The 19,548-nt window shown below is 69.8% G+C and carries 23 protein-coding genes and 1 pseudogene; 16 read left to right on the plus strand and 8 right to left on the minus strand.

The window, feature by feature from the left end:
* Nucleotides 1–42: 42 nt before the first annotated feature.
* From ABZX65_RS32880 to ABZX65_RS32890, 3 genes are all read left to right on the plus strand, one after another.
* Complete coding sequence (locus ABZX65_RS32880; protein WP_355348507.1) at nt 43–750, plus strand: helix-turn-helix domain-containing protein; 708 nt, start codon at nt 43–45, stop codon at nt 748–750.
* 319 nt (nt 751–1,069) lie between these two features.
* Nucleotides 1,070–1,417 carry an ATP-binding protein gene (locus ABZX65_RS32885; protein WP_355348510.1) on the plus strand — a complete coding sequence of 116 codons (348 nt, stop codon included), beginning with the start codon at nt 1,070–1,072 and terminating at the stop codon, nt 1,415–1,417.
* Between the two features lie 94 nt (nt 1,418–1,511).
* Nucleotides 1,512–2,390, plus strand: a complete 879-nt coding sequence (locus tag ABZX65_RS32890) for a hypothetical protein (protein ID WP_355348512.1) — start codon at nt 1,512–1,514, stop codon at nt 2,388–2,390.
* A 269-nt stretch (nt 2,391–2,659) separates the two neighbouring features.
* Here ABZX65_RS32890 and ABZX65_RS32895 read toward each other — a convergent pair whose 3' ends face one another.
* On the minus strand, nt 2,660–3,568 hold the full coding sequence (locus ABZX65_RS32895) for a LysR family transcriptional regulator (RefSeq protein ID WP_355348515.1): 909 nt from the start codon (nt 3,566–3,568) through the stop codon (nt 2,660–2,662).
* Between the two features lie 118 nt (nt 3,569–3,686).
* On the opposite strand from ABZX65_RS32895, the gene ABZX65_RS32900 reads away from it, so the two are divergent.
* Nucleotides 3,687–4,037: a DoxX family protein gene (locus ABZX65_RS32900; protein ID WP_355348569.1), complete on the plus strand. Its 351-nt coding sequence runs from the start codon at nt 3,687–3,689 to the stop codon at nt 4,035–4,037.
* Nucleotides 4,038–4,131: 94 nt separating this feature from the next.
* Here the strand turns inward: ABZX65_RS32900 and ABZX65_RS32905 are convergent, their stop codons facing one another.
* Complete coding sequence (locus ABZX65_RS32905; protein ID WP_355348518.1) at nt 4,132–4,767, minus strand: NAD(P)H-binding protein; 636 nt, start codon at nt 4,765–4,767, stop codon at nt 4,132–4,134.
* A gap of 86 nt (nt 4,768–4,853) precedes the next feature.
* Nucleotides 4,854–5,129 (minus strand): annotated as a pseudogene (locus tag ABZX65_RS32910) (discoidin domain-containing protein); the annotation flags it as partial.
* 84 nt (nt 5,130–5,213) lie between these two features.
* Here ABZX65_RS32910 and ABZX65_RS32915 point away from each other — a divergent pair.
* Nucleotides 5,214–6,248 carry an SDR family oxidoreductase gene (locus ABZX65_RS32915; protein ID WP_355348521.1) on the plus strand — a complete coding sequence of 345 codons (1,035 nt, stop codon included), beginning with the start codon at nt 5,214–5,216 and terminating at the stop codon, nt 6,246–6,248.
* On the opposite strand, the gene ABZX65_RS32920 is transcribed toward ABZX65_RS32915, so the two are convergent.
* A complete protein-coding gene (locus ABZX65_RS32920) occupies nt 6,239–7,267 on the minus strand; it encodes a WYL domain-containing protein (protein WP_355348524.1) in 1,029 nt (342 codons plus the stop codon). The genes ABZX65_RS32915 and ABZX65_RS32920 overlap by 10 nt on opposite strands.
* Nucleotides 7,268–7,307: 40 nt before the next feature.
* Nucleotides 7,308–7,475, minus strand: a complete 168-nt coding sequence (locus ABZX65_RS32925; RefSeq protein ID WP_355348527.1) for a hypothetical protein — start codon at nt 7,473–7,475, stop codon at nt 7,308–7,310.
* A 581-nt stretch (nt 7,476–8,056) separates the two neighbouring features.
* Between ABZX65_RS32925 and ABZX65_RS32930 the strand changes: the two genes are divergently transcribed.
* From ABZX65_RS32930 to ABZX65_RS32975, 10 genes are all read left to right on the plus strand, one after another.
* The gene (locus tag ABZX65_RS32930) at nt 8,057–8,368 is read left to right on the plus strand and encodes a hypothetical protein (RefSeq protein ID WP_355348530.1); all 312 of its coding nucleotides are present in this window, start codon (nt 8,057–8,059) and stop codon (nt 8,366–8,368) included.
* Between the two features lie 233 nt (nt 8,369–8,601).
* Nucleotides 8,602–8,871 carry a hypothetical protein gene (locus tag ABZX65_RS32935; RefSeq protein ID WP_355348533.1) on the plus strand — a complete coding sequence of 90 codons (270 nt, stop codon included), beginning with the start codon at nt 8,602–8,604 and terminating at the stop codon, nt 8,869–8,871.
* Nucleotides 8,872–9,299: 428 nt separating this feature from the next.
* Nucleotides 9,300–10,058, plus strand: coding sequence for a hypothetical protein (locus tag ABZX65_RS32940; protein ID WP_355348536.1), 759 nt, complete (start codon nt 9,300–9,302; stop codon nt 10,056–10,058).
* Nucleotides 10,059–10,460 (plus strand): hypothetical protein, encoded by a 402-nt coding sequence (locus ABZX65_RS32945; protein WP_355348539.1) that lies wholly within the window; start codon nt 10,059–10,061, stop codon nt 10,458–10,460.
* A gap of 7 nt (nt 10,461–10,467) precedes the next feature.
* Nucleotides 10,468–10,779, plus strand: a complete 312-nt coding sequence (locus tag ABZX65_RS32950) for a hypothetical protein (protein WP_355348542.1) — start codon at nt 10,468–10,470, stop codon at nt 10,777–10,779.
* A complete protein-coding gene (locus ABZX65_RS32955; protein ID WP_355348545.1) occupies nt 10,776–12,509 on the plus strand; it encodes a hypothetical protein in 1,734 nt (577 codons plus the stop codon). Before ABZX65_RS32950 ends, ABZX65_RS32955 begins: the two co-directional genes overlap by 4 nt.
* The gene (locus ABZX65_RS32960) at nt 12,506–14,650 is read left to right on the plus strand and encodes an integrase (protein ID WP_355348548.1); all 2,145 of its coding nucleotides are present in this window, start codon (nt 12,506–12,508) and stop codon (nt 14,648–14,650) included. The genes ABZX65_RS32955 and ABZX65_RS32960 overlap by 4 nt, the downstream gene beginning before the upstream one ends.
* Nucleotides 14,647–15,063 (plus strand): hypothetical protein, encoded by a 417-nt coding sequence (locus ABZX65_RS32965; RefSeq protein ID WP_355348551.1) that lies wholly within the window; start codon nt 14,647–14,649, stop codon nt 15,061–15,063. The genes ABZX65_RS32960 and ABZX65_RS32965 overlap by 4 nt, the downstream gene beginning before the upstream one ends.
* A 246-nt stretch (nt 15,064–15,309) precedes the next feature.
* On the plus strand, nt 15,310–16,578 hold the full coding sequence (locus ABZX65_RS32970) for a hypothetical protein (RefSeq protein ID WP_355348554.1): 1,269 nt from the start codon (nt 15,310–15,312) through the stop codon (nt 16,576–16,578).
* A gap of 297 nt (nt 16,579–16,875) precedes the next feature.
* Nucleotides 16,876–17,049 carry a hypothetical protein gene (locus ABZX65_RS32975; protein WP_355348557.1) on the plus strand — a complete coding sequence of 58 codons (174 nt, stop codon included), beginning with the start codon at nt 16,876–16,878 and terminating at the stop codon, nt 17,047–17,049.
* Here the strand turns inward: ABZX65_RS32975 and ABZX65_RS32980 are convergent.
* Nucleotides 17,011–17,928 (minus strand): hypothetical protein, encoded by a 918-nt coding sequence (locus ABZX65_RS32980; RefSeq protein ID WP_355348572.1) that lies wholly within the window; start codon nt 17,926–17,928, stop codon nt 17,011–17,013. The genes ABZX65_RS32975 and ABZX65_RS32980 overlap by 39 nt on opposite strands.
* 179 nt (nt 17,929–18,107) lie before the next feature.
* On the minus strand, nt 18,108–18,434 hold the full coding sequence (locus tag ABZX65_RS32985) for a hypothetical protein (protein WP_355348560.1): 327 nt from the start codon (nt 18,432–18,434) through the stop codon (nt 18,108–18,110).
* 49 nt (nt 18,435–18,483) lie between these two features.
* Here ABZX65_RS32985 and ABZX65_RS32990 point away from each other — a divergent pair, with 49 nt between their 5' ends.
* Nucleotides 18,484–18,777 carry a hypothetical protein gene (locus ABZX65_RS32990; RefSeq protein WP_355348563.1) on the plus strand — a complete coding sequence of 98 codons (294 nt, stop codon included), beginning with the start codon at nt 18,484–18,486 and terminating at the stop codon, nt 18,775–18,777.
* A gap of 116 nt (nt 18,778–18,893) precedes the next feature.
* Here the strand turns inward: ABZX65_RS32990 and ABZX65_RS32995 are convergent, their stop codons facing one another.
* Nucleotides 18,894–19,058 (minus strand): hypothetical protein, encoded by a 165-nt coding sequence (locus ABZX65_RS32995; protein ID WP_355348566.1) that lies wholly within the window; start codon nt 19,056–19,058, stop codon nt 18,894–18,896.
* Nucleotides 19,059–19,548 lie beyond the last annotated feature (490 nt).

Raw genomic sequence — 19,548 nt, forward strand, 5'->3', positions numbered from 1 at the left:
GCGGCGCCGTAAGGTCAATGCCGTTGGCGTAAGCTCCCGGCCGTGGCCAAGAAGGTGGTGGACGGAGCCGCGCGGCAACGACGTCGGCCGACGCGGCAGGGCGAGGTGCTCAGCCACGAACTGATCGTGGAGACCGCCCTGCGCATGCTGGCGGAACACGGCGCGCAGGGGCTGACCGCGCGGCGGCTCGGCCTGGCACTCGGCGCCGACCCCAGCTCCCTCTACCGCTACTTCCGCGGCATGGACGCCCTCGTCCTGGCCATCGCCGACGAACTGATGGGCCGGGCCCTGGCGGGCTGGACGCCGACCGGCCAGTGGCGGCGCGATCTGCGCGACCTGGGCCTGCGGATCCACCGCGCGTATCTCGCCCACCCGCAGGCGGCGGTGCTGACCGCCAGCCGGGTCAGCGGGGGGAAGCGCGAACTGGCCGCGGACGAGGCCATCCTGGGCATCCTGCACCGCGCCGGCTTCACCGGCCCCGGCCTCGTACGCGTCTACCACGTCTTCATCGACGGCTGCCTGGCCTTCGCCGCCCTGGACGCGGCCTCGCTGGCGCTGCCCGCCGCCGCCCGCGCGGCCGACGAGGAGATCTGGCAGGACACGTACGCGGCCCTGTCGCCCCGCACCCACCCGCACATCGCCGCGACCGCGCCCCTGCTCGCCGCCCGGATGACCCGCAGCGCCTATCCCGACGCCCTGGACATGCTCATCGCGCAGGCCGCCCGCGAACTGCCCCCGGCCACGCGCTGACCGACCCGGCGTCCTTCCCCGGATCCGGTCCCTTACCCCTGTATCGAAAGAACGCGGTAGACCGGTCCGAGCCGGGCAAGCGACCTGAGGAAGCAAACCGCCGGACAATCTGGTTCAGGAGCGTCACATGTACATAGGTATCGGAACCATCGTTCTCATCGTCGTCGTCGTACTCGTCGTCATGATGCTGCGGCGCGGCTGACCTCAGGTCGCACGCGCCGCGGGATCTCCTCCAGAGGTGATTCACGTGAGCGATCCGTCCGATGGCGGGGCACCGGCGGCAACGCCGGTGGCCCACGCCGTGACTGTTTCCCGGCCCATGAGCGCGGCGGAAGCACGCGTCGCCGCCTCGGAGTTCGCGGACACCCTCAACCCTCCGCTGGCCGTACGGACCCTGCAGAATCTGACCCTCGTGGTCTCGGAACTGGCCGCCAACGCCCTCCGGCACGCCGGAGCGGTACGCGAACTGCGTCTGAGCGCCGCCGCGAACACCCTTCGCGTGGCGATCGACGACCCCAGCGACACCCCGCCGCAAGGCCGCGCGCCCGACTGGAACGGCGCCAGAGGCGGCTTCGGCTGGATGATGATCCAACGGCTGGCCCATTCACTGGCGGTGACCCGCCGCCCCGGAGGCGGCAAGACCGTCCTGGTCACGCTTGCCCGATAGGGCCGCCGCGGCCTCGCGCCCGCACCCCGCCCGCCCGTGACCCGACCGGCATCCCGGTGGGGTTCGGGCGTGGCCCCCGGGGCAGACGGGCGGCATGGAGACCGCTGACCAGCCCGTACACCCCGCAGGACGACGGACCGCCCGGCCGGGCGTCCTCATCGCCGTACTGGTGATCGCCCTCGCCGTGACCGCCGCTCTGGTCCTCACCGGACACGGCCGCGACCACGGCGGAGCCGGAGCCGGCGGCCCGGCGGACAAGGGCGCGCCCGGCGCGGGAAGCGCTGACCAAGGAAGTGCCGACCAGGGAAGCGCCGGATTCGGCAGCACCGATCCCGACGCCACGGCCCGTCTGCACGCCGACGCCGCCGACCTGTTGGTCCTCGAAGGAGTCTCGGGTCGCGTGCGGATCACCGCCGACGCGAGCGCCCACACGGTCTCGGGCACGTATCACCGCCCCGACGGCGGTACGGCGCGCGTGCGCGGTGTCGTCGACGACGCGGCGGGCCTGCGCACCCTCACCCTGGTCTGCGGTACGGACACCGGTGACGACGTCGGAGGCGACACGGCGGGCTCGTGCGACGGCGACCTGAACCTCACCGTCCCCGAGAAGACCGGCCTGCGGCTGCGGCAGACCTCGGGCGAGACGCTGCTCGAAGGACTCGGCGGCCGACTCACCGTCAATGTCGCCTCCGACCGCCTCACCGCCCACGCGCTGCACCCCTCCCACGCCGACTTCGCGGTGACCTCCAGCAGCGCCGACCTCGGCTTCAGCGCGCCGCCGGACACCCTCGCCGTGGTGACGACCTCCGCGTCGACCGCCGTACGCCTCCCGGTCCCGGCGGGCGACGCCTACGCCGTCACCACGGCCGCCACCTCCGCCGACGTCCAGGTGAAGGTCCCGAACCGGGACGGCGCCGCCCACCGGGTCGCCCTGACCGTGCACTCGGGATCGCTGGCCGTCCAGCCCGCCTGACGTCAGGTCAGATCCCTGAACGGCGGTCGGCGGTACGGCCCTTGATGCGCCGTACCGCCGTCCACGAAGCGTTCCTCAAACTCGCCTGCTGCCTCATCACGCGACGACAGATCAACTCATTGTGTTAGCCGTTGTCAGACCATGGGTATCCCCAGCGGCCGGAAACGGAATAATGCGCAGGTGGGCTTTTCGCTGAGCGCCGCGTTCCCCGTGCCCGGGTGCGCGGTCTCCCCGTCCGAGCACCGCGTTCGCGCGCCCGCCCGTGGTGGTCAGGCCCCTGACGCGTCCGGCCACGGCCGGTCGGTGCAGCAGCTGACGAAGTCCCGGACCACGGGATTGGCGTCGTCGGCCGGTGCCCAGGCCACGCCGACCTCGCTGTCGCTGACGCCGCTCACCGGGCGGTAGGCGATACCGGGCCTGGCGTAGAAGCGGGCGGCGGACGCGGGCGCGAGAGCGACGCCGTAACCGTTGGCGATGGCGCTGAGCCAGTCGTCGGGCAGGTCCGTGATGGCGCCGATCCGTACCGGACGGCCCTCGCGCTCCCCGGCGGCCAGCCATTCCTCCCGCCACCGGCCGGTCTCCGCCGGAGCGGCCACGAACGGCTCGTCCCACAGGTCCCGGAACGCGATCGTCTCCCGCGCGGCCAGTGGATGCGCCTCGGGCAGCGCGACCCAGCGCGGCTCGGTGAACAGCGGCACCACCCGCAGCGCCTCCTGGCCCGGGAACGGCAGCCGTACCAGCGCGACATCGACGTCCCCGTCGGCGAGCCCGGCGGTCGGATTCGCCCAGGACGCCTGCCGCATCTCCACCCGCCACCGCGGACGGCGACGCGTGAACTCCGCGATGATGTGCGGAGTCGCCTCATTGGCCGCGCTGGCGAGGAAGCCGACCCGCAGCAGCCGCAGGCCCCGGCGCTCCGCGCTCCTGGTCTCCGTCAGCACGCGGTCCCAGTCCGCCAGCAGCGCGGGCGCGCGCTGCGCCAGCAGACGGCCCGCGTCCGTGGGCGTCATGCCGGTACGGGACCGGGTGAACAGCCGCACCCCGAGTTGACTCTCCAACTGCTTGATCTGCTTGGTGAGCGCGGGCTGCGACACGAAGAGCCGCTCGGCGGCGCGGGTGAGGGTCCCCTCTTGCGCGACGGTGACGAAGTAGCGCAGCAGCCGGGTGTCCACGTCCATGCCCCCAGGTTATAGGTGCAGGTATTGGACGGGAAAGTTGAGTGTGACGAGGCTGGTGGTCGCGGGCGCCCGCACCTTCTTCGAGCCCATGACGTTTCCGACCCCGAGGACAAGCATCGTGTTCACCGCGTATGTGATCATCACCGTCGTCACCATCCTGGCCAACGCGGGCATCGCCGTCGCGGACCTCGCCCGCGCCGAGTTCGTCCTGGCGAACTCGGCGGAGGTGGGCGTCCCGCAGAGCTGGCACATCTGGCTGGCCTCGCTCAAGGCCGCCGGCGCCGCCGGTCTTCTCCTCGGGCTCCTGGGTGTCCGGCCGGTCGGTGTCGCCGCCGCCGCGGGCCTCGTCGTCTTCTTCGTGGGCGCTGTCCTCACTCATGTGCGTGCCCGTGTGCTCTACAACATCGCGTTCCCCGGCGGCTATCTGGCCCTGGCGGTCGCGTCCCTCGCGCTCACTGTCGCCTACTAGCGGGTCGGCGGCCCGGAATCCGTTCCTTTGCGCGGGCCCGTGCCGCGCTCACCGGCGCGCGTGCGGTCCGGCCCCGACGCAGCTGTGGAGCGGGTCAGTCGGCGAGTTGGACAGTGGTGTGGAGGTGGGCCGGGTAGGCGGCCTCGCGGAGCATGAAGTGGGCGACGTCGGCGCGGGAGATACGGGGGATGCCGCGCAACGGGAGGCGTTCGCCGGTCCGGTAGCGGCCGGTGAGGGGTCCGCCGACGAGCATCACGGGATAGACCAGGGTCCAGTCCAGGCCGCTGGCGCGCAGGATCTCCTCTCCGGCCGCCTTGTCGGCGAACATCGGTCCGAGGGCCTTGTAGACGGCCCAGTACACCGCCGGCGCCTGGTCGGCGGTGTCGCCGACGCCGTGTGCGGACAGGTGGACGATCCGGTTGACTCCGGTGTCGCGCATGGCCCGCACGATCCGCGGGATCGCGGTGACGGTCAGGGTGGGCGAGGTCAGGCCGTGCCAGGTGGTGGGGCTGCCGAACGCGGTCAGGACCGCGTCCTGCCCTTCGACGGCGGCGCGCACCGCCTCCTGGTCCACGGTCACTTCCCCGGTCGCGACGCGGAGCCGGGGCCGGGGTTCCGGCGGGGTGGCCCGAGGGCGGATGAAGGCGGTCATCTCGTGGCCCGCGGCCAGTCCCTGGGCGAGGAGTTGCCGCCCGGTCCTGCCGTTGGCCCCGAACACGAGGAGCTTCACGTCGGCCTCCCGGACCGGTGTGCGGGGGCGCGGTCCGCGGTGCTCCCGCGGACCGTCACCCGGCCTGTGCGCATTGTCGCCCGCGGCTACCCGGTATAGACCTCAAGACTCACCACATGGGGCGCCGCCGGGCCCTGCGCGGTGTATCCGACATAGCGGGCGGTCACCGGTGTCGCGGTGACCGTCGAGGCGGCGGGGCCCGACGCGGCGACGGGGTCGCCGAAGGGCGTCCAGACGGCGCCGTCGGATGAGACGTCGATCCGGTAAGCGGTCGTGGCCCCGGACGCCTGGACCACTGTGCGTCCGACGCGCGTGGCCTTGCCCAGGTCGACGGTGAGCGCGGCTCCGGGCGCTGTCGCCCGGGCCGGATGCCAGGGGTGTCAGGGCTGTGGGTTTGGCGTTGTTGGACCTGTCGTCGTCGCGGTTTCTGTGACGGCTGGGAAAGGGTGACGGGGGTTGTCACCTTTGGGGTGGAGGTTGGGGGGATGGACAAGAACACGAACATTCAGGATCCCGGCCGGAACGTCTCTCCCGCCGTTTCTTCTGCTGGTTCTTCCGCGGGTTCCTTGGACGGGAGGATCGCTCTGGTGGCGGGGGCCACGCGTGGTGCGGGGCGGGCGTTGGCCGTTGAGCTGGGCCGTGCGGGAGCGGTGGTGTATGTGACGGGCCGTACGACGCGCGGGCGCGTCAGCGAGGTCGGCCGGGCGACGGAGACGATCGAGGAGACGGCGGAGCTGGTGACGGCGGCGGGGGGTACGGGCGTCGCTGTTCCCACTGATCATCTGGTGGTGGAGCAGGTCCGTGCTCTTGCGGCGCGGATCGGACGTGAGCGGGGGCGGCTGGACATTCTCGTGAACGATCTGTGGGGCGGTGAGCATCTGCTGACCGGTTCGGTGTTCGGGAAGAAGAGCTGGGAGACGCCGCTGGAGGACGGTCTGCGGATTCTGGAGCTGGGGGTGCGCTCGCACGTGATCACCGCGGCGTTGGCGCTGCCCTTGCTGGTGCGGTCGGCGGAGCCTTTGCTGGTGGAGGTGACGGATGGCACGGCGGTGTCGAACCGTCGTTACCGGGAGAATCTCTTCTACGACCTGGCGAAGAACGCCCCGATCCGGATGGCGTTCGGGCTGGGTGAGGAACTGGCGGAGTTCGGCGGTACGGCGGTTGCGGTGTCGCCGGGGTTTCTGCGGTCGGAGCAGATGCTGGCGCACTTCGGCGTGTCGGAGGAGAACTGGCGTGACGCTGTCCTGACGGAGCCGGATTTCGCGGTCGCGGAGTCGCCGTACTATCTCGCGCGGGCGGTGGCGGCCCTGGCGGCTGATCCGGAGAGGTCGGCGCGGTGGAACGGCACGTCGACGTCGAGCGGGGAGTTGGCGAGGGTTTACGGTGTGCGGGACGTCGACGGCAGCCAGCCGGACGGGTGGGGGTATTTCGAGGATGTGCGGTACGGGGGGAAGGCCGGTACGGCGGACGACTACCGCTGATCCGGCGGCGGGGGGCCGTAGAGGTCGCTGAGGGCCTGTGCGTGGTCGCGGAAGCGGGCGCGCAGGCCCTGCGGGGCCAATACCTCGGCGTCGGCGCCCAGTTGGGTGAGCTGGGTGAAGGCGACGTCTTCGCTTTCGGCGGGCAGGCGGAGGGTGACGCGGCCCGCGGTGTCGGGGGTGCCGGCGCGGGCGAGTGCCTCACCGGTCGCGGCGGGGTCGGTGACGGCGGGCAGGCGGTCCAGTCCCCGGGGGGTCAGGCGGACGGTGACGGTGGTGCGCAGCAGTGCCCGGGCGAATTCCGCGGCCCTGGCCCGCCAGTGCTCGGCGAGGTCGAAGGCGGGGTCGCGGGTGAAGGGCTCGCCGGCGCCGGGGGACAGGGCGGTGATCCGGTCGGCGCGGTAGGTCCGCCACGGGTCTTCGTGTTCTGCAGGTGGGCCGGGGACGCGGCCCACGACGTACCAGACCCCGGCTTTGAGGACGAGGCCGTACGGTTCCAGGTGCCGCGTCACGGTGGCGGGCGGTGTTCCGTCGCGTCCCGGCCGTGTGTAGGTGAGTTCGACGGTCCGGTCGGACCATACGGCGCGGGCGAGTTCGGGCAGCAGCGTGCAGGCCGGCGGTTCGCGGAACCAGGCCGGTGCGTCGAGGTGGAAGCGGTGCGCTGAGGACTCGGCCGCCGCGCGCAGCGACGGCAGCAGGGTCGCGGACAGTTTCAGCCGTGCGGTGTCCGCGGCGTCGGACAGTCCGAGGTCCCGCAGGGCCGAGGGCAGTCCGGTGAGGTAGAGCGTCTCGGCTTCTCCGGGACCGAGCGTGGTCAGCCGGGTCCGGTACCCCGGCGCCAGCCGGTATCCGCCCGCCCGCCCCCGCTCCGACCGTACGGGGACTCCCGCCTCCTGCAGCGCCTGTACGTCCCTGATCACCGTCCGCTCGCTGACCCCCAGTTCCCGGCCGATCGCGGCGGCGGTCATACCGGGACTCGACTGGACCAGCAGGGCCATACGGATCAGCCGGGCAGCGCGCATCCCCCCATGATCCCGCACCCGCCGGCGCGGCGGTGAGGGGTCAGCCTTTGCAGCCGGGGTCGGGAAGTATGACGGGTGCGGCGTCGCGGGTGGTGACGAACGCGCGGTAGCCGGGTGCGCCCGCGACGCATTTGGTGGCGATGTTGGCGTAGTGGTCGGGGAAGTTGGTGACGTCGGCGGGCGCGTTGTCACCCTTGTGGTTCGCCACGGGTGAGTCCCCGGTCCCGCGTCTGTCGCTTGCGCACCCGGACAGAGCGGCCAGGGCGATGGCCAGCGATGCCCCCGCGATCACACATCTCGTCATACGACCTTTCACCGGCATCCTCATCATCCTCGTCTCTGCCCGCAGGGTCTCCCGCGGGTGCGGATGCCCTCAAGGACACTCCGCGCCCCGCCGTGGTTCCCTGACCCTGGCTCGTACGGTTGGCGTGTGGGTGAGGTGTCCGGCTTGCTGTGATGGCGAGGCAGGCGGTCCGCAAGGTCCGCAAGCTGGCGAGGAAGGCGGTCTCCAGGCGGTCGGCGAAGACCTCGCCGACAACGTCGGCGCGGGGTGCAACGGAGGCCGGGGAGCACGGCCAGGAGCGGTGTCCGGCCCGGATTTGAGCGAGGGCCGTTGCACCCCCTCTGCAGGGTGGTACATCAACTGTCTCCACTGCCGGTAGTACCCCTGATCCCTCCGAGGGCAAGCCCGTCAGCGGGAAGCGCACGTGGTCTCACCAGAAGAAGGCCAAGCGCGGGCCATGTAAGCACAACCACGTCGGCCAACGGTTCGCGCTGGCCGGAGAGCTGATGCGGCGTCTGCCATGGCCGCGGGCCGCCGACCAGGCCCGGATCGCGTGGGCGGTCAACGAGGTCTCCGACGCGGTCTGGACCGCCGATGATGTCCTGGCAGCCCTGGACCTGCGCCAGGAGCCGCCCGCCGGCGTACGGCGTGCGTCCGGGTTCCTCGCCGCCGGGCCGCGCGGCATGGCCACCATGCCCTGCTGGACCGCCCGCCAGCAGCGCGCCGTACAGGTCGACCACCGCAACGCCGCCGTCGACGCCCCCGAGAACCGCAGCACACAGCTTCGCAACCAGCAAGAACGCAGCGAGAGCACCTGACAGAAGCCGCGCAGCGCCGCCGCATGGCGTGACGCCGACCAGCTGCTCGAGCAGGCCATGACACCCGAGCCCCCGGCCGCCGACATCGAGGGGCTGCCGGACCTGGCGGGCCGCAGGACACGACCGCGACAGAGATCCGGCAGATGCGCCGGGCAGCGGCTACGGTACCGGCCTGCTCCACCGCGCCCGGCAGCTGACCGGCACCGACCCCCACCAGCACACCGCGGCCGCCGGTGAGCAGCGACGGCCGCACCGCGGTGTTCGACACCGACGGCTACGGCAACCTCGTCAAGACCACCGACACCCGCACGACGAAGGTGGTCACATCCGGCGGCGCCAGTGTCACCTACACCTTCGACGGTGACGGCAACCAGCGCTCCCGCGTTGACGCCACCGGCACCACCACGTACGCGATGGACAAGCTCAACCGCGAGCCCCTGCGAACGCTGACCGACGGCTCCACCACACTGCTCCCGCATCGTTGCCCCGAAAAAAATCACTGAATGATCATGAGTGAGCTCAATTAGTAGTATCTAAGCGGGGGGCATCGCTGTGACCAGGCGGGATGCGAGTTGCAATTGCGAAGACGTTCAAAAACCGGGACAGAAGTGATCCGGATCACACAGTGACCGGCCTGTCTGGATCATGATCATGTGGGCAGATTGCCCAGAAAGACCATTCATGCGCACACACGTCCAGCCCGACCGTGTGGCTGACGGGCCGCTCGAAGGGCGTCGCCGCTGACGGCGACGCCGCGCACCGTGTGCACGGGCTCGCCGTCCGTGCCGGACGTCCTCCCGGTCCTACCGCACGCGGGTGACGGTGACGACTTCCCTGATGATTGAGCGAGTTCATGCGTCAGGGGAGATCGTTGATGGGCACGTGGCAAGTGGTGCGAGTACCGGAGTCGACCGGGTGGGGTGCGCTGCCCTTGGAGGGGGTCCTGGGAGTCCGCGATCTGCCGGAGGCGGTGGCCGGGATCGGTCTGAGGCCGGGCGACCCGGTGTTCGTACGCCCGGACGGTGTGGTCGATGCGGATCTTCTGGATTTCGTCCGGTCGGGCACGTTCCGTCGCCTGGAGCGCGAGTCGAAGCGTAACTACTCGACGGCCATGCGGCTGCTGCTGGACTTCCTGTCCTCGCGGGACGTCCCGTGGCGGCAGGCGACGGGGCAGGATCTGGACGACTTCCGGGACTGGCGGTGTGACGCACCGGGGAACCCGGCGCGGATCGGCGGAACGAAGTGGGATCGGGAGGCGGCGGCGTTCACCAAGCTGTTCCGGTGGGGGAAGGTGAGCCCGCTGCCGGTGGACGTTTCGCGGCGGGAGGACCGGGCGGCGGACTCGGTCAGCTCGCGGGTGTCGTGGTTGACACCGCGGACCTGGGGCCTGTGGTCCGATATCGGCCTGCGCGGCCACACCCGTACCGGCCTGCCGGCCCCGGGGTGGGACTCGCGGACGGAGATGCGGAACACGAGCTTCGTCCAGCTGCTGCTCTCCTCGGCCCTGCGGCGGCAGGAGGGCGGGTCGCTGCTGACGTTCGAACTGCCGACCTGGCGTCTTCGGCACGGCCGGTACTGCCACGGGCGGATAGCCGGGGCCGTGACGCGCTCGAAGAACAGCCGGGTGTTCTACGCCTCGGTCGACGCGCTCAGCCAGGTCGAGGCGTACATCCAGTCCGAGCGGGCCTGAGTGGTCCAACGGGCCCAAGCCGCGGGCCGTTACGAGCGGCTGGCGGAGATGCGGCTGATCACACGGGTGACCGGCAGCCTGAAAACGACGGTGAAGTGGATCGACCGCAACGGTGTCCTGGGTGGGCGGGAGCTGAGCCGGTTGGACTGGGTGGACCGGCAGTCGTTGTTCCTAGAGGGGCCGGACGGGCCGGAACCGGCATATCTGTGGCTGACCGAACAGGGTCTGCCGATGGCGCCCGAGCGGTGGAACGCGGTGTTCCGTACAGCGAACCTGCGCTGCGAACAAGTCCTGCTCAACGGGGAGGAGCGGGCGCTCACCCGGGACTTCCGGCTGGCGGAGGCGCGGGGCAAGAGCCCGTACGCCACCCCGCACTCCACCCGGCACTCGGCGGCGCTCTAACCTACTGGTGCTGCTGAACGAGCTGTTCGAGTCCCGCTACGGGCTGTCGAAGGCCGAGCGGCGGGACTTCGCCTTGCTGTTCGGTGATCCGTGGTGGCTGGTGAAGACGATCCTGGGGCACGCGGACGTGGAGACCACGAAGCGGCACTACCTCGCGCCGGTCGCGCATCTGCAGCTGGAGTCGATCCTGGCCATGGCCGAGACCACCGAGGGGCAGGACAAGGACACCGAGGATCTGGACGGCGTCTTCGCGCGGCTGGCCCGGGAGACGGCCGGGATCCAGGACATCGACGCGTTCCTGGGCACGGTGGCCTCGTGAGCGGACGGGGACGCAGGGCCGTCCTGCCGCCGGCCGGGCATCACGCCGAGCCCCCGCTGGATCCGGGCGGCTTCGTCGTGACGGTCACCAACAAGGCTGGCTACGGAAAGGACTTCGACTTCGCCGGGTTGTCGGTCGCGGAGCCGATGCAGCGGTCGCTGGCCGCGGCGTTCGCCGCCCAGTCCCGCGGCTGGACCTGCCACAGAAGCGCCGGGTCATGCTGGGGCAGGATCAGGGTGTTCGCGGCGTTTCTGTCCGGGCTGGAGGAACCGCCCGATGACCTGGACGCACTGACCGCCGCGGCGATGCAGGACTGGCGGGAGCGGCACATCGCCACCAACACCGGCAAGTCCACGCTGTCGGCGGTCCGGCTGGTGCTGCGGCGTGATCCACGGCTGGCCGTCGGCCCGGTGGCGGAGGAACTGGCCCGCCGGATTCCCAGGGCGACGCCGAGCAGGCAGTCCTACGGGCAGGCCGAGCGGGACCGGGTGGTGCTGGCCGCCCAGCGTCAGTTCCGGGCGGCCTGGCTGCGGATCGGCGGGAACACGCGGCTGCTGAACGGGTGGCGGGCGGGCGGGGTCACCGAAGGCAGCCGCGAAGGAAAGATCGGGAGGATCTTGGACCACCTTGCCCGCACCGGCGATGTCCCCCTGACCACCTCCCCGAGCGGGCGGGCTCCGGCGACGCACTACACGCTGCTGGGCGGCCGCAGTGTGGTGATGACCTGGGGCAGGCTGTTTCCGAGCCCAGGGGAGCTCACCGCGCTGGCGGTGCTGCTGACCGACAGGTTCGGATGGAACCTGTCCCTGTACGACCGCCTGCCGGTACCGACCGCGGCGCCGTCTGCCGGTGAGACGGCTTCGGTGACCTACCAGGTCCAGATCGAGAAGCACCGGGCGGGCGGCGGGCGGTGGTTCTCCACCGAGAACATCACCGATTCCGGGGCCGACTCGCCCGGCCGGCTCATCACCCAAGCGCTGGAGGTCACCGCTCACGCACGCGCGCTGGCCCACTCCTTGAAGCCGGGCACGGATCTGCTGATGGCCGCCCGCGCCTACCAGCGCGAACAGCAGCACCGGCACCTGGACCGGCCCGCCCCGGTGGGGCCGTTGGCCTTCGGGGTCTCCGAGCGCATGGCGCAGAGGTGGGCCGCCAACCAGGGGTTGGGCGGGTCGCCGTTCCAGCGGGCCCGCCGTACGACGGTGACCGGCCAGGGCCGGCCCCTGCAGCACACCCGGGGCACCCACGAGAGCGTCTATGTACTGCCCGACCGCCGGGTCCAGCGCGCTTCGCGTGAGGTGTTCGAAGCCGGGGCCCGCGAGGCATGGGAGCAGGCCCGTGCCGTCGTCTTCGGCGGGAAGATCACCGACGGGCCGGACCCGGAGCATCAGCAGACGGCGACGGTGGACTGCCAGGACGAGCAGACCAGCCCCTGGCCGGCCCCGCAGGGCGGCTGCGCGGCGGACTTCCTACTCTGCCTGGCCTGCCCCAACGCCCACGTCCACCCCGGCCATCATCCCCGGCTCGCGCACCTGCACCAGCAGATCCTGAGCCTGCGATCCGTCCTGGACGACCGCGCCTTCGGGGACCGCTGGGGCGATGCCCTGCAGCGCCTTCAGGACCTGCGCGACAGGATCGGCCCGGCCGCCTGGAGTGCTGCCCTGGCCCGCGTCACCAACACCGACCACACCGTTGTCCAGCTCCTGGTGAAGGAGGACCTCGCTCCGTGAGCAGCCCCGCCGCCCAGAACGACCCGTACCTCCTTGCCCTGCCCGGCCCCGGCAGCCCCGTGGTGCTTTCCCGGTGGATCAGCGCGGGCAACACGCAACCGGGCGCCCGGTACGCCGATCCGGTATGGCCGTTGGCCCCGCTCATCGACAACCCTGCCACGCGGCTGGTCAAGGTCCACTGGAGGAACTGCCCGGCGCCGCTGCTCGGCCAGGTGAAACTGGCGGCGTGGACGATGATCAACGGCCAACTTCGGCCCACCTACCTCCAAGGCCGCGGGGCCGCGGCCCGGCCGCGAGCCTCTGCCGGAGAGATCCGGGAAACCTGTTCCGAGTGGATGCGGCTGGCGCGCTGGCTGCACGAGCGCCGCATCACCAGCCTCGGCGAGTGCACCGTGGAGGCATGGCGGGCCTACCTGGACGACCGCTGGACGGTCGGCGTCTCCCGCCGTCACGCGGAGAGGGTGTGCACTTGGCTGTCGGACCTGTGGGCGTTCGATCAGCTCACCGCCCGCCCTGCGGGTGTCGCCCGGCCGCCTTGGGAAGACGAGGGCGTCGATGACTTCCTGCCCGCGCCCGATACGGCCGCGGGCGGGGAGAACGCCACGGAGCCGCTGGACCCGCAGGTCCTCGGCCCGCTGCTGGTCTGGGCGGTTCGGTTCACCGCCGATTTCGCCGACGACATCCTCGCCGCCTGGGCCGAACGCCTGCGCCTGACCGCGCTGGCCACGTCCGCCGGGGGAACCCCGGCTAGCCGGGCAGCCCTTGAGGAGTTCCTGCTGCCCCGCATCCACTCGGGCGGCCCGCTGCCAACGCTCCGGATGCACGGCCGGCAGAGGCTGGCCGCCACCTACGTCTCCGCGCTCACCGGCGCGAGCTTCGGCCAGATCGACCGGTTCACCGACAACCACCAGCTGTCGGACCTGGTCGGAGAACGGCCGGGCTCGTGTCCGGTGCAGGTGAAGGTCACCGGGCGGATCGGCGGGAAGCCCTGGCGCGAACACATGGACTTCGGTGAGGCCCCCGAGCTGATGCGGCACCTGGGCACAGCCGCAGCAATCATCTGCCTGTACCTGACCGGTATGCGCCCGCAGGAAGTCCAGGGCCTGCGGTCCGGCTGCTGCCCCGACCCCGAGCCGGCCGCCGATGGCGCACCCGGACGGCACCTGATCCGCAGCCGACACTACAAGAACGTCACCGACGACGACGGCAACCACATCTCTGCAGGCGCCGAACGCGACGTCCCCTGGGTGGCCATCACCCCGGTCGTCCGCGCCATCCGCATCCTGGAACGCATGGTCCCCCCGGGCGAACTCCTCCTGTCCGGCACCCACCACGACTTCGCCCTCCGACGAGGCTATCCCGGAGCGTTGAAATACTTCGCGCTGAACAAGCGCATCGAGGACTTCACGATCTGGGCCAACCGCGAGGCCGAAGCCTTGGGCCTGCCGGAGCAGGCCATCCCCCAAGATCCGCATGGCAGGGTCGGACTCGCACGGTTCCGCCGCAGCCTGGCCTGGCACATCGCCCGCCGCCCAGGCGGACTGATCGCACTCGCCATTCAGTACGGGCACATGCGCACCGTCCTGGACGCCCGGACCTCCAGCGGCTACGGATCCCGCAGCCGCGGCGGCATCCACTCCGTCCTCGACATCGAGACCGCCCTCGCCGCCGCAGACACCGCGGCGAAACTCCGCGACCAGGCGGCAGCAGGCGAGAAGATCTCCGGCCCGGCCGCCCGCCGGGCCCTGACCGCCGCCGCGACGACACCCCGGTTCGAAGGCAGGATTGTGCCCGCCACGTTCGTGAAAAAGGCCGCCGCGTTCCTCGCCCGGGACGGCACCGTGCTGTTCGACAACCCCGATGCGCTGCTGATCTGCGCGTTCAAACGAGAGAACGCACTGTGCGAACCAGATCCGGGGGCGAACGCGCCCAAGCAGTACGACTGCCGGCCCGGCTGCGGGAACGCCGTCCGCACCGATACCCATGCCCGCCTAGTGCGCGAACGCGCCGACGAGATCGACCAGCTGGCCGCCGCGGCGCCCGGCCCGATCGGCCGCCGGCTCACGGCCAATGCCGACCGGCTCCGCGACACGGCCGCCACCCACGAGACGACCGCCCAGACCGCAAAGGCTCTGATATGACCCAGCAGCCCCGCCACGACGACGAACGGATCCGCATCCGCCAAGCGATGGACCGGCTGCTGGCCGGAGCGCCCACCGCGTCCGACGGCAGCCTCACCATCGTTGCGCTCGCCGCTGAGGCCGGCGTCCACCGCATGTCCCTCATGAAGCGGCACGCCGACCTGAAGAACACCTTCTACGAACGCGTCCGCACCGAGACCTTGCAGACGCCAGAACCCGAGAAACGGCTCCGGGAAACCGTCACCCAGCTCAAGAAGACGATCAGGAGTCAGAAGGCGAAAATCGAAGAACTCCGCCAGCAGGTCACTCGCCTCACCCTCGCCAGCGCTGTCCTCACGCAGAAGACGGAAACGCGGTCAGCGCCTTTCTCGGCCCAGGACAACGTCATCCCCCTCCGGCCGCCCACCATCTGAGAGCTTCGCGACAGCCCCCGGCCCCAGTTGCAAGGTCGGCTTGACGCCTCCGCCACGGTCGTCGCCGTCGTGCACCACGACAACACCGCCCTACGGGGCCAACTCGCTGGCCACGGAGCAGTTGTTGCCCTCGACGGATACCGGGCCCCCACCGCCCCGAAGCCATCGGACCACGCTGACACCATCTGGGCGTCGGCCACGAAAAACATCCCTTCACACCGGAAAGTTGAGCCTACAATCTGCTCCATGACTTCGGATGCCGTGCAGCCCTGCCCAGTGGCTGATGCCCACAGACGACTGATGGATTGCCACACCCAGTGGCATAAGCTGCATGCTTCCTATCTTGATCCGGATGAATTCAGGCTTAACCTGAACTCTCTGGTTCCAAACCTCAGAAACGTTACCTGGCTTCTTCAGAAGCAGAAAGCGGTGATCCCTGATTTTACTACCTGGTATCCGGAATTTCGGGAGGCTTGCAAGAAGAGCGAGATTATGGGATGGGTTGTCAAATCCCGCAACCGCATCACGAAGGAATCAGACCTGGAGCTCTTGAGTAGCTGCCAGGTGATCTGGACCCGGAATTGGCTTCAGCGTGCCGAAGGAACCGCTAAATTCCCGCCCAGAATGTCCACTTCTGAGATTGTTCACTCGCTGCGTCGCTCCAACACCCCGCCTGTCGGCCTGATCACGGTCCGGAGGAAGTGGGTCGACAAAGCGCTCCCTTCGTGGGAGCTTCTGGCCGCCACCGCTGAAGCCTACTCTTGGCTCAGCCAGATCTTGTGGAGGGCCCACAGGGCGTCCGGTGTCGATAGGTGCGACCTCGCGGACCGGTCCGTTGAATGCGTCACGTCGGCACTTCACAGCACGCTGACGCGACTGCCCTGTATGGACCTGGCTCAGGCGGAACTTCAGGCCCACTTCACCATGTCGGGCGGCGTCGTGAAGGAAGAGGTCACGAATTTCGATCCAGACCTTGTTAATCTGGAAGCAGCCGGAGAGCGATACGGTGAACTGAAGTTCCCCAGGTCCGGCCCTATAGAAAACGTCCCCGGATTTATGGCAATGGCTCGGATAATGATGGAGAAAGATGGCTACCATAAAATGATAGCCTTTCTCTATAAGGGGGATAGAGGGGTTGCGACCCGAGGGCTTCAGTTCGACGACCAAAATACCAAGATGCTGGCGTTCGAAGGCCTCGCCGACCTGGTGGAATCCAGGCGAGCCGACGGGATTGTGATCATTTCCGAGAGCTGGCTCGCGGTTCAGACGGAGAGGGAGAAGGAGCTTAAGACCATTTTCTTTCCAGCGCGAGATCGTCTCGACCGAACTGAGGGGCTCACGGTCTATGCCGCGACGAGAGACGGCCGGCAAGCAGAACTGCTCTCCATGATCGAGCGCGGTCCCAACGGTGAAGCAAGCTGCGGAGAACCAGTAGAGGCCACGTTTCCGGTGGGGACGAACACACTCACGCCCATTAGGCGGAAGTGGGACGACATGGAGAGACGCGGGCTCTGAACCCTGTCTCGGTGACCTGTCACGGATCCGGACACCCACAGCCACGACCCGCACAGCATCGGGGCAGGAAAATCCCATCACCAATTTCTCATGAGACAGCGAAACGCTGGAGAACAAGTGATGTGCCGCGTGGTCTCCGAGGGGGCTCTGCCGTACACGGCCGGCGCCGACGTACCGCCGGCTGTCCGCGCAGCTGGCCAGAGCTCGCCGCGAGGGCCCCTTCCCGACTTCATCGACAACGTCCGGGAAATCCAGGTCTCCCTGACCTGGACGGGCCCGGACGTTTTCGTACGTAAGATGCCTGCCTGGTTCGGCCTGGACCGCACGAGGGCCAGTTGCGCGCTGTACGTCACTGCGGAGAAGGACACCCTTCGGCAACTGCTCACCGGCTGGCTCGCGCCGTACGGCATCCCGGTCTTGGTGGTCTGCGGCTTAAGCTCCAAGTCGTCCGCCAACGTCGTCCGCTACTGAGTCACCGACGACTCGCGTGACGGCGTGCTGTTGGTGGTCGTTGTCCCACGCGTCCACAACTGTCGTGTGACGATGCACTGCATCGGGTGACCTGGGGCACTCAGGTCTGAACAGAAGAACTTGACAGGGAAGACGACCGCGTGGCGGGTGGTTCCCGCAGCGGCTTCCACGGTCAGACCCGGAGCCACCGGCGTGTAGGGGTCTCCTGCGGTGGAGCGGGCCAGCGAGCCGGAGCCGGCCGGGCGGAGGCGGGCGGCCGCAGCGGCGGCGGTGCGCGGATCGAGGCGCTGGGAGATCGCACGGCGCCCGTCGGGCAGTTCGACCACCAGGGCGCGGGGCCGGCGGGGACTCCCGGTGAAGCCGACCACCGCAAGGTCGACGGTGTCGGAGTGGCGGAGCTTTTTTCCAGATACGGCCTGCCCGGTACCGTCCGTCGCCGCGCTTCGCGACCAGGCCCTCGATGCCCTGCGCGCGGAGCGTTTCGTACCAGGCGAGGGCCACATCGCGGCCGTCGGTGGCCGGGACGGGCTGGATCGGCGGCCCGAGCGGCTCCAGTGTGTCGAGCAGCAGCTGGCGCCGCTGTGTCCAGGGCCAGGGCCGTACGTCGCCGAGCCGGGCGGTGGCGAGGATGTCGAACACCGCGTACGACGCGGGGAGGTCGCGGGCGAGGGCGGCGGCACGGGCGGGGGAGGAGGCCATCCGGCTCTGCGCGGCGCTGAAGTCGATGACGCCGCCGGTGAAGACGACGGCCTCGCCGTCCAGGACCGTGCCGGGCTCCAGTGCCGTCCCGGCCGCCGCGAGGTCGGGCCAGGACCGGGTGCTGTCCCGGCCGGAGCGGGCCTGACACCGTACGCCGCCGACCTCCCGGCGCATGACCATCCGGTGACCGTCGTACTTCGGCTCGAACCACCATCCCGGACTGGCGGGCAGAGACGTCACCGGCTCGGCGAGCGCTACCTGTATCGGGTCCTCCACACCGCCAGCCTGCGCCACCGCATCGGGTTCCGGCACCCCGGACCCGGCCTCGCCCCCGCACGCCGGGACCGCGCGGGGTGTGCCTACGACGGTTCGTCGAGAACCTTCACGGCGCAGGCCGGGCACGAGGCCGCCCGGCCGGAGTCCAGCAGGGCGCGGGCGGCCTCGTGCCCAGCGAGCGGGGCCGAGCTGCCGTCCGTGCGCCGCAGGCACGGGCCGTGGTGGACGACGTCGCCGTTCCACCGCCGCTCCAGAGTCCACCCGGCCAGCGCGCGGCGGCGCCGCCCGGCCTGCTCGGCGGCGAGCTGTTCGAGGCGGGCGAGTTCGTCGCGGGTGCGCTGGAGGTGGAACGAGAGCCACTGCTCCACCGCGCGCAGACGGACGATCCGGCTCGGATCAGAGTCCCTCAAAATCGTTCACCTGTACGAATATAGTGGGCGGGTACCATCCAGCAGCGCGGTGACCAGCGGAGACCGGGTGTACCCGGTCGACGCGGCGCTGCGCCCGCTGCTGCCCGGCGGGCTGCCCGCCGGCACGGCGGTCACGACCGGCGGAGACAGCCCGCTGCTCCTGGCGCTGGCCGCCGGTGCCGTCCCGTGGACGGCGGTCGGTCTGCGGCTGGCCTGGCTCGAGGAACTGCGGCGCCGGATCGGCGCGCTCGCCCGCGAGACACCGAAGGCCAAACCGCGCAAGCGCCTCGACGGGACCGCGACGCCGCAGCGCTATCCCGGCTACCGGCACCCCCATCGCTGAGGGCCGTGCCGTCAGGAGTGTTCGTCGGCGCCGTACTGCTCGGTCGTGGGTGACCGTTGTTCACGGGTCAACTGACTGTGTGGTTCCGCTCCCGCCGCTGCCAGCCCCCAGCAGAATCATTCACGCCGCGGACCGCGCAGCATGAGATAGGTCAGCGTTCCGGCGGCTGCGAGCGTAACGATTCCCACGCAGATGAATGCCACTCCGCCTGCGCCCTCGTTACTTCCCTGGATGATAAGAAATACGGCAGCAATGAACGTGATGATGATGAAGATCACCATTCGCCGCGCCATATTCGGACCCGGTTTTCCCATTCGACACTCTTTCGGCGTGGTGGGTGACATTGCTATCGAAACCGCCGACGCACCAGGGGCTGCTCTGGAATCCACGGTTGGAATAAAGCTACTCTTTTTCGAGTCCTCGAATAATCAGAAAAATCATGACAAGAGTACAAGCGAGAGCAACAATCCCTGCTGCTAGAATTACAGAATTTCCGTTTACCCCCTGAGTGATGCCAGCGATTCCCAGCGCTGCGCAAACAGCTACGAATATTGCCAGCGTCCGTGTTGCGTCTTTGCTCATCCTTCCCGTTTTCTATCATTGGCGAGAAAGCCAGTGCGGACTCCCCGGACGGTTGGCCAGATCACCTGCTGGGTGCGCCCAGCAGGTGATGACTGGCTGGCCGTTGCCGTCGGGGCGGCCGTAGACGTAGTCGATGTTGTCGCCGGTGTCGGTGGTCTGGTGGGTCAGCTCGGTCTGGCTGGTGCCGGC

The organism is Streptomyces sp. NPDC003300 (assembly GCF_040610915.1).
In the GTDB taxonomy this organism is placed as follows: domain Bacteria; phylum Actinomycetota; class Actinomycetes; order Streptomycetales; family Streptomycetaceae; genus Actinacidiphila.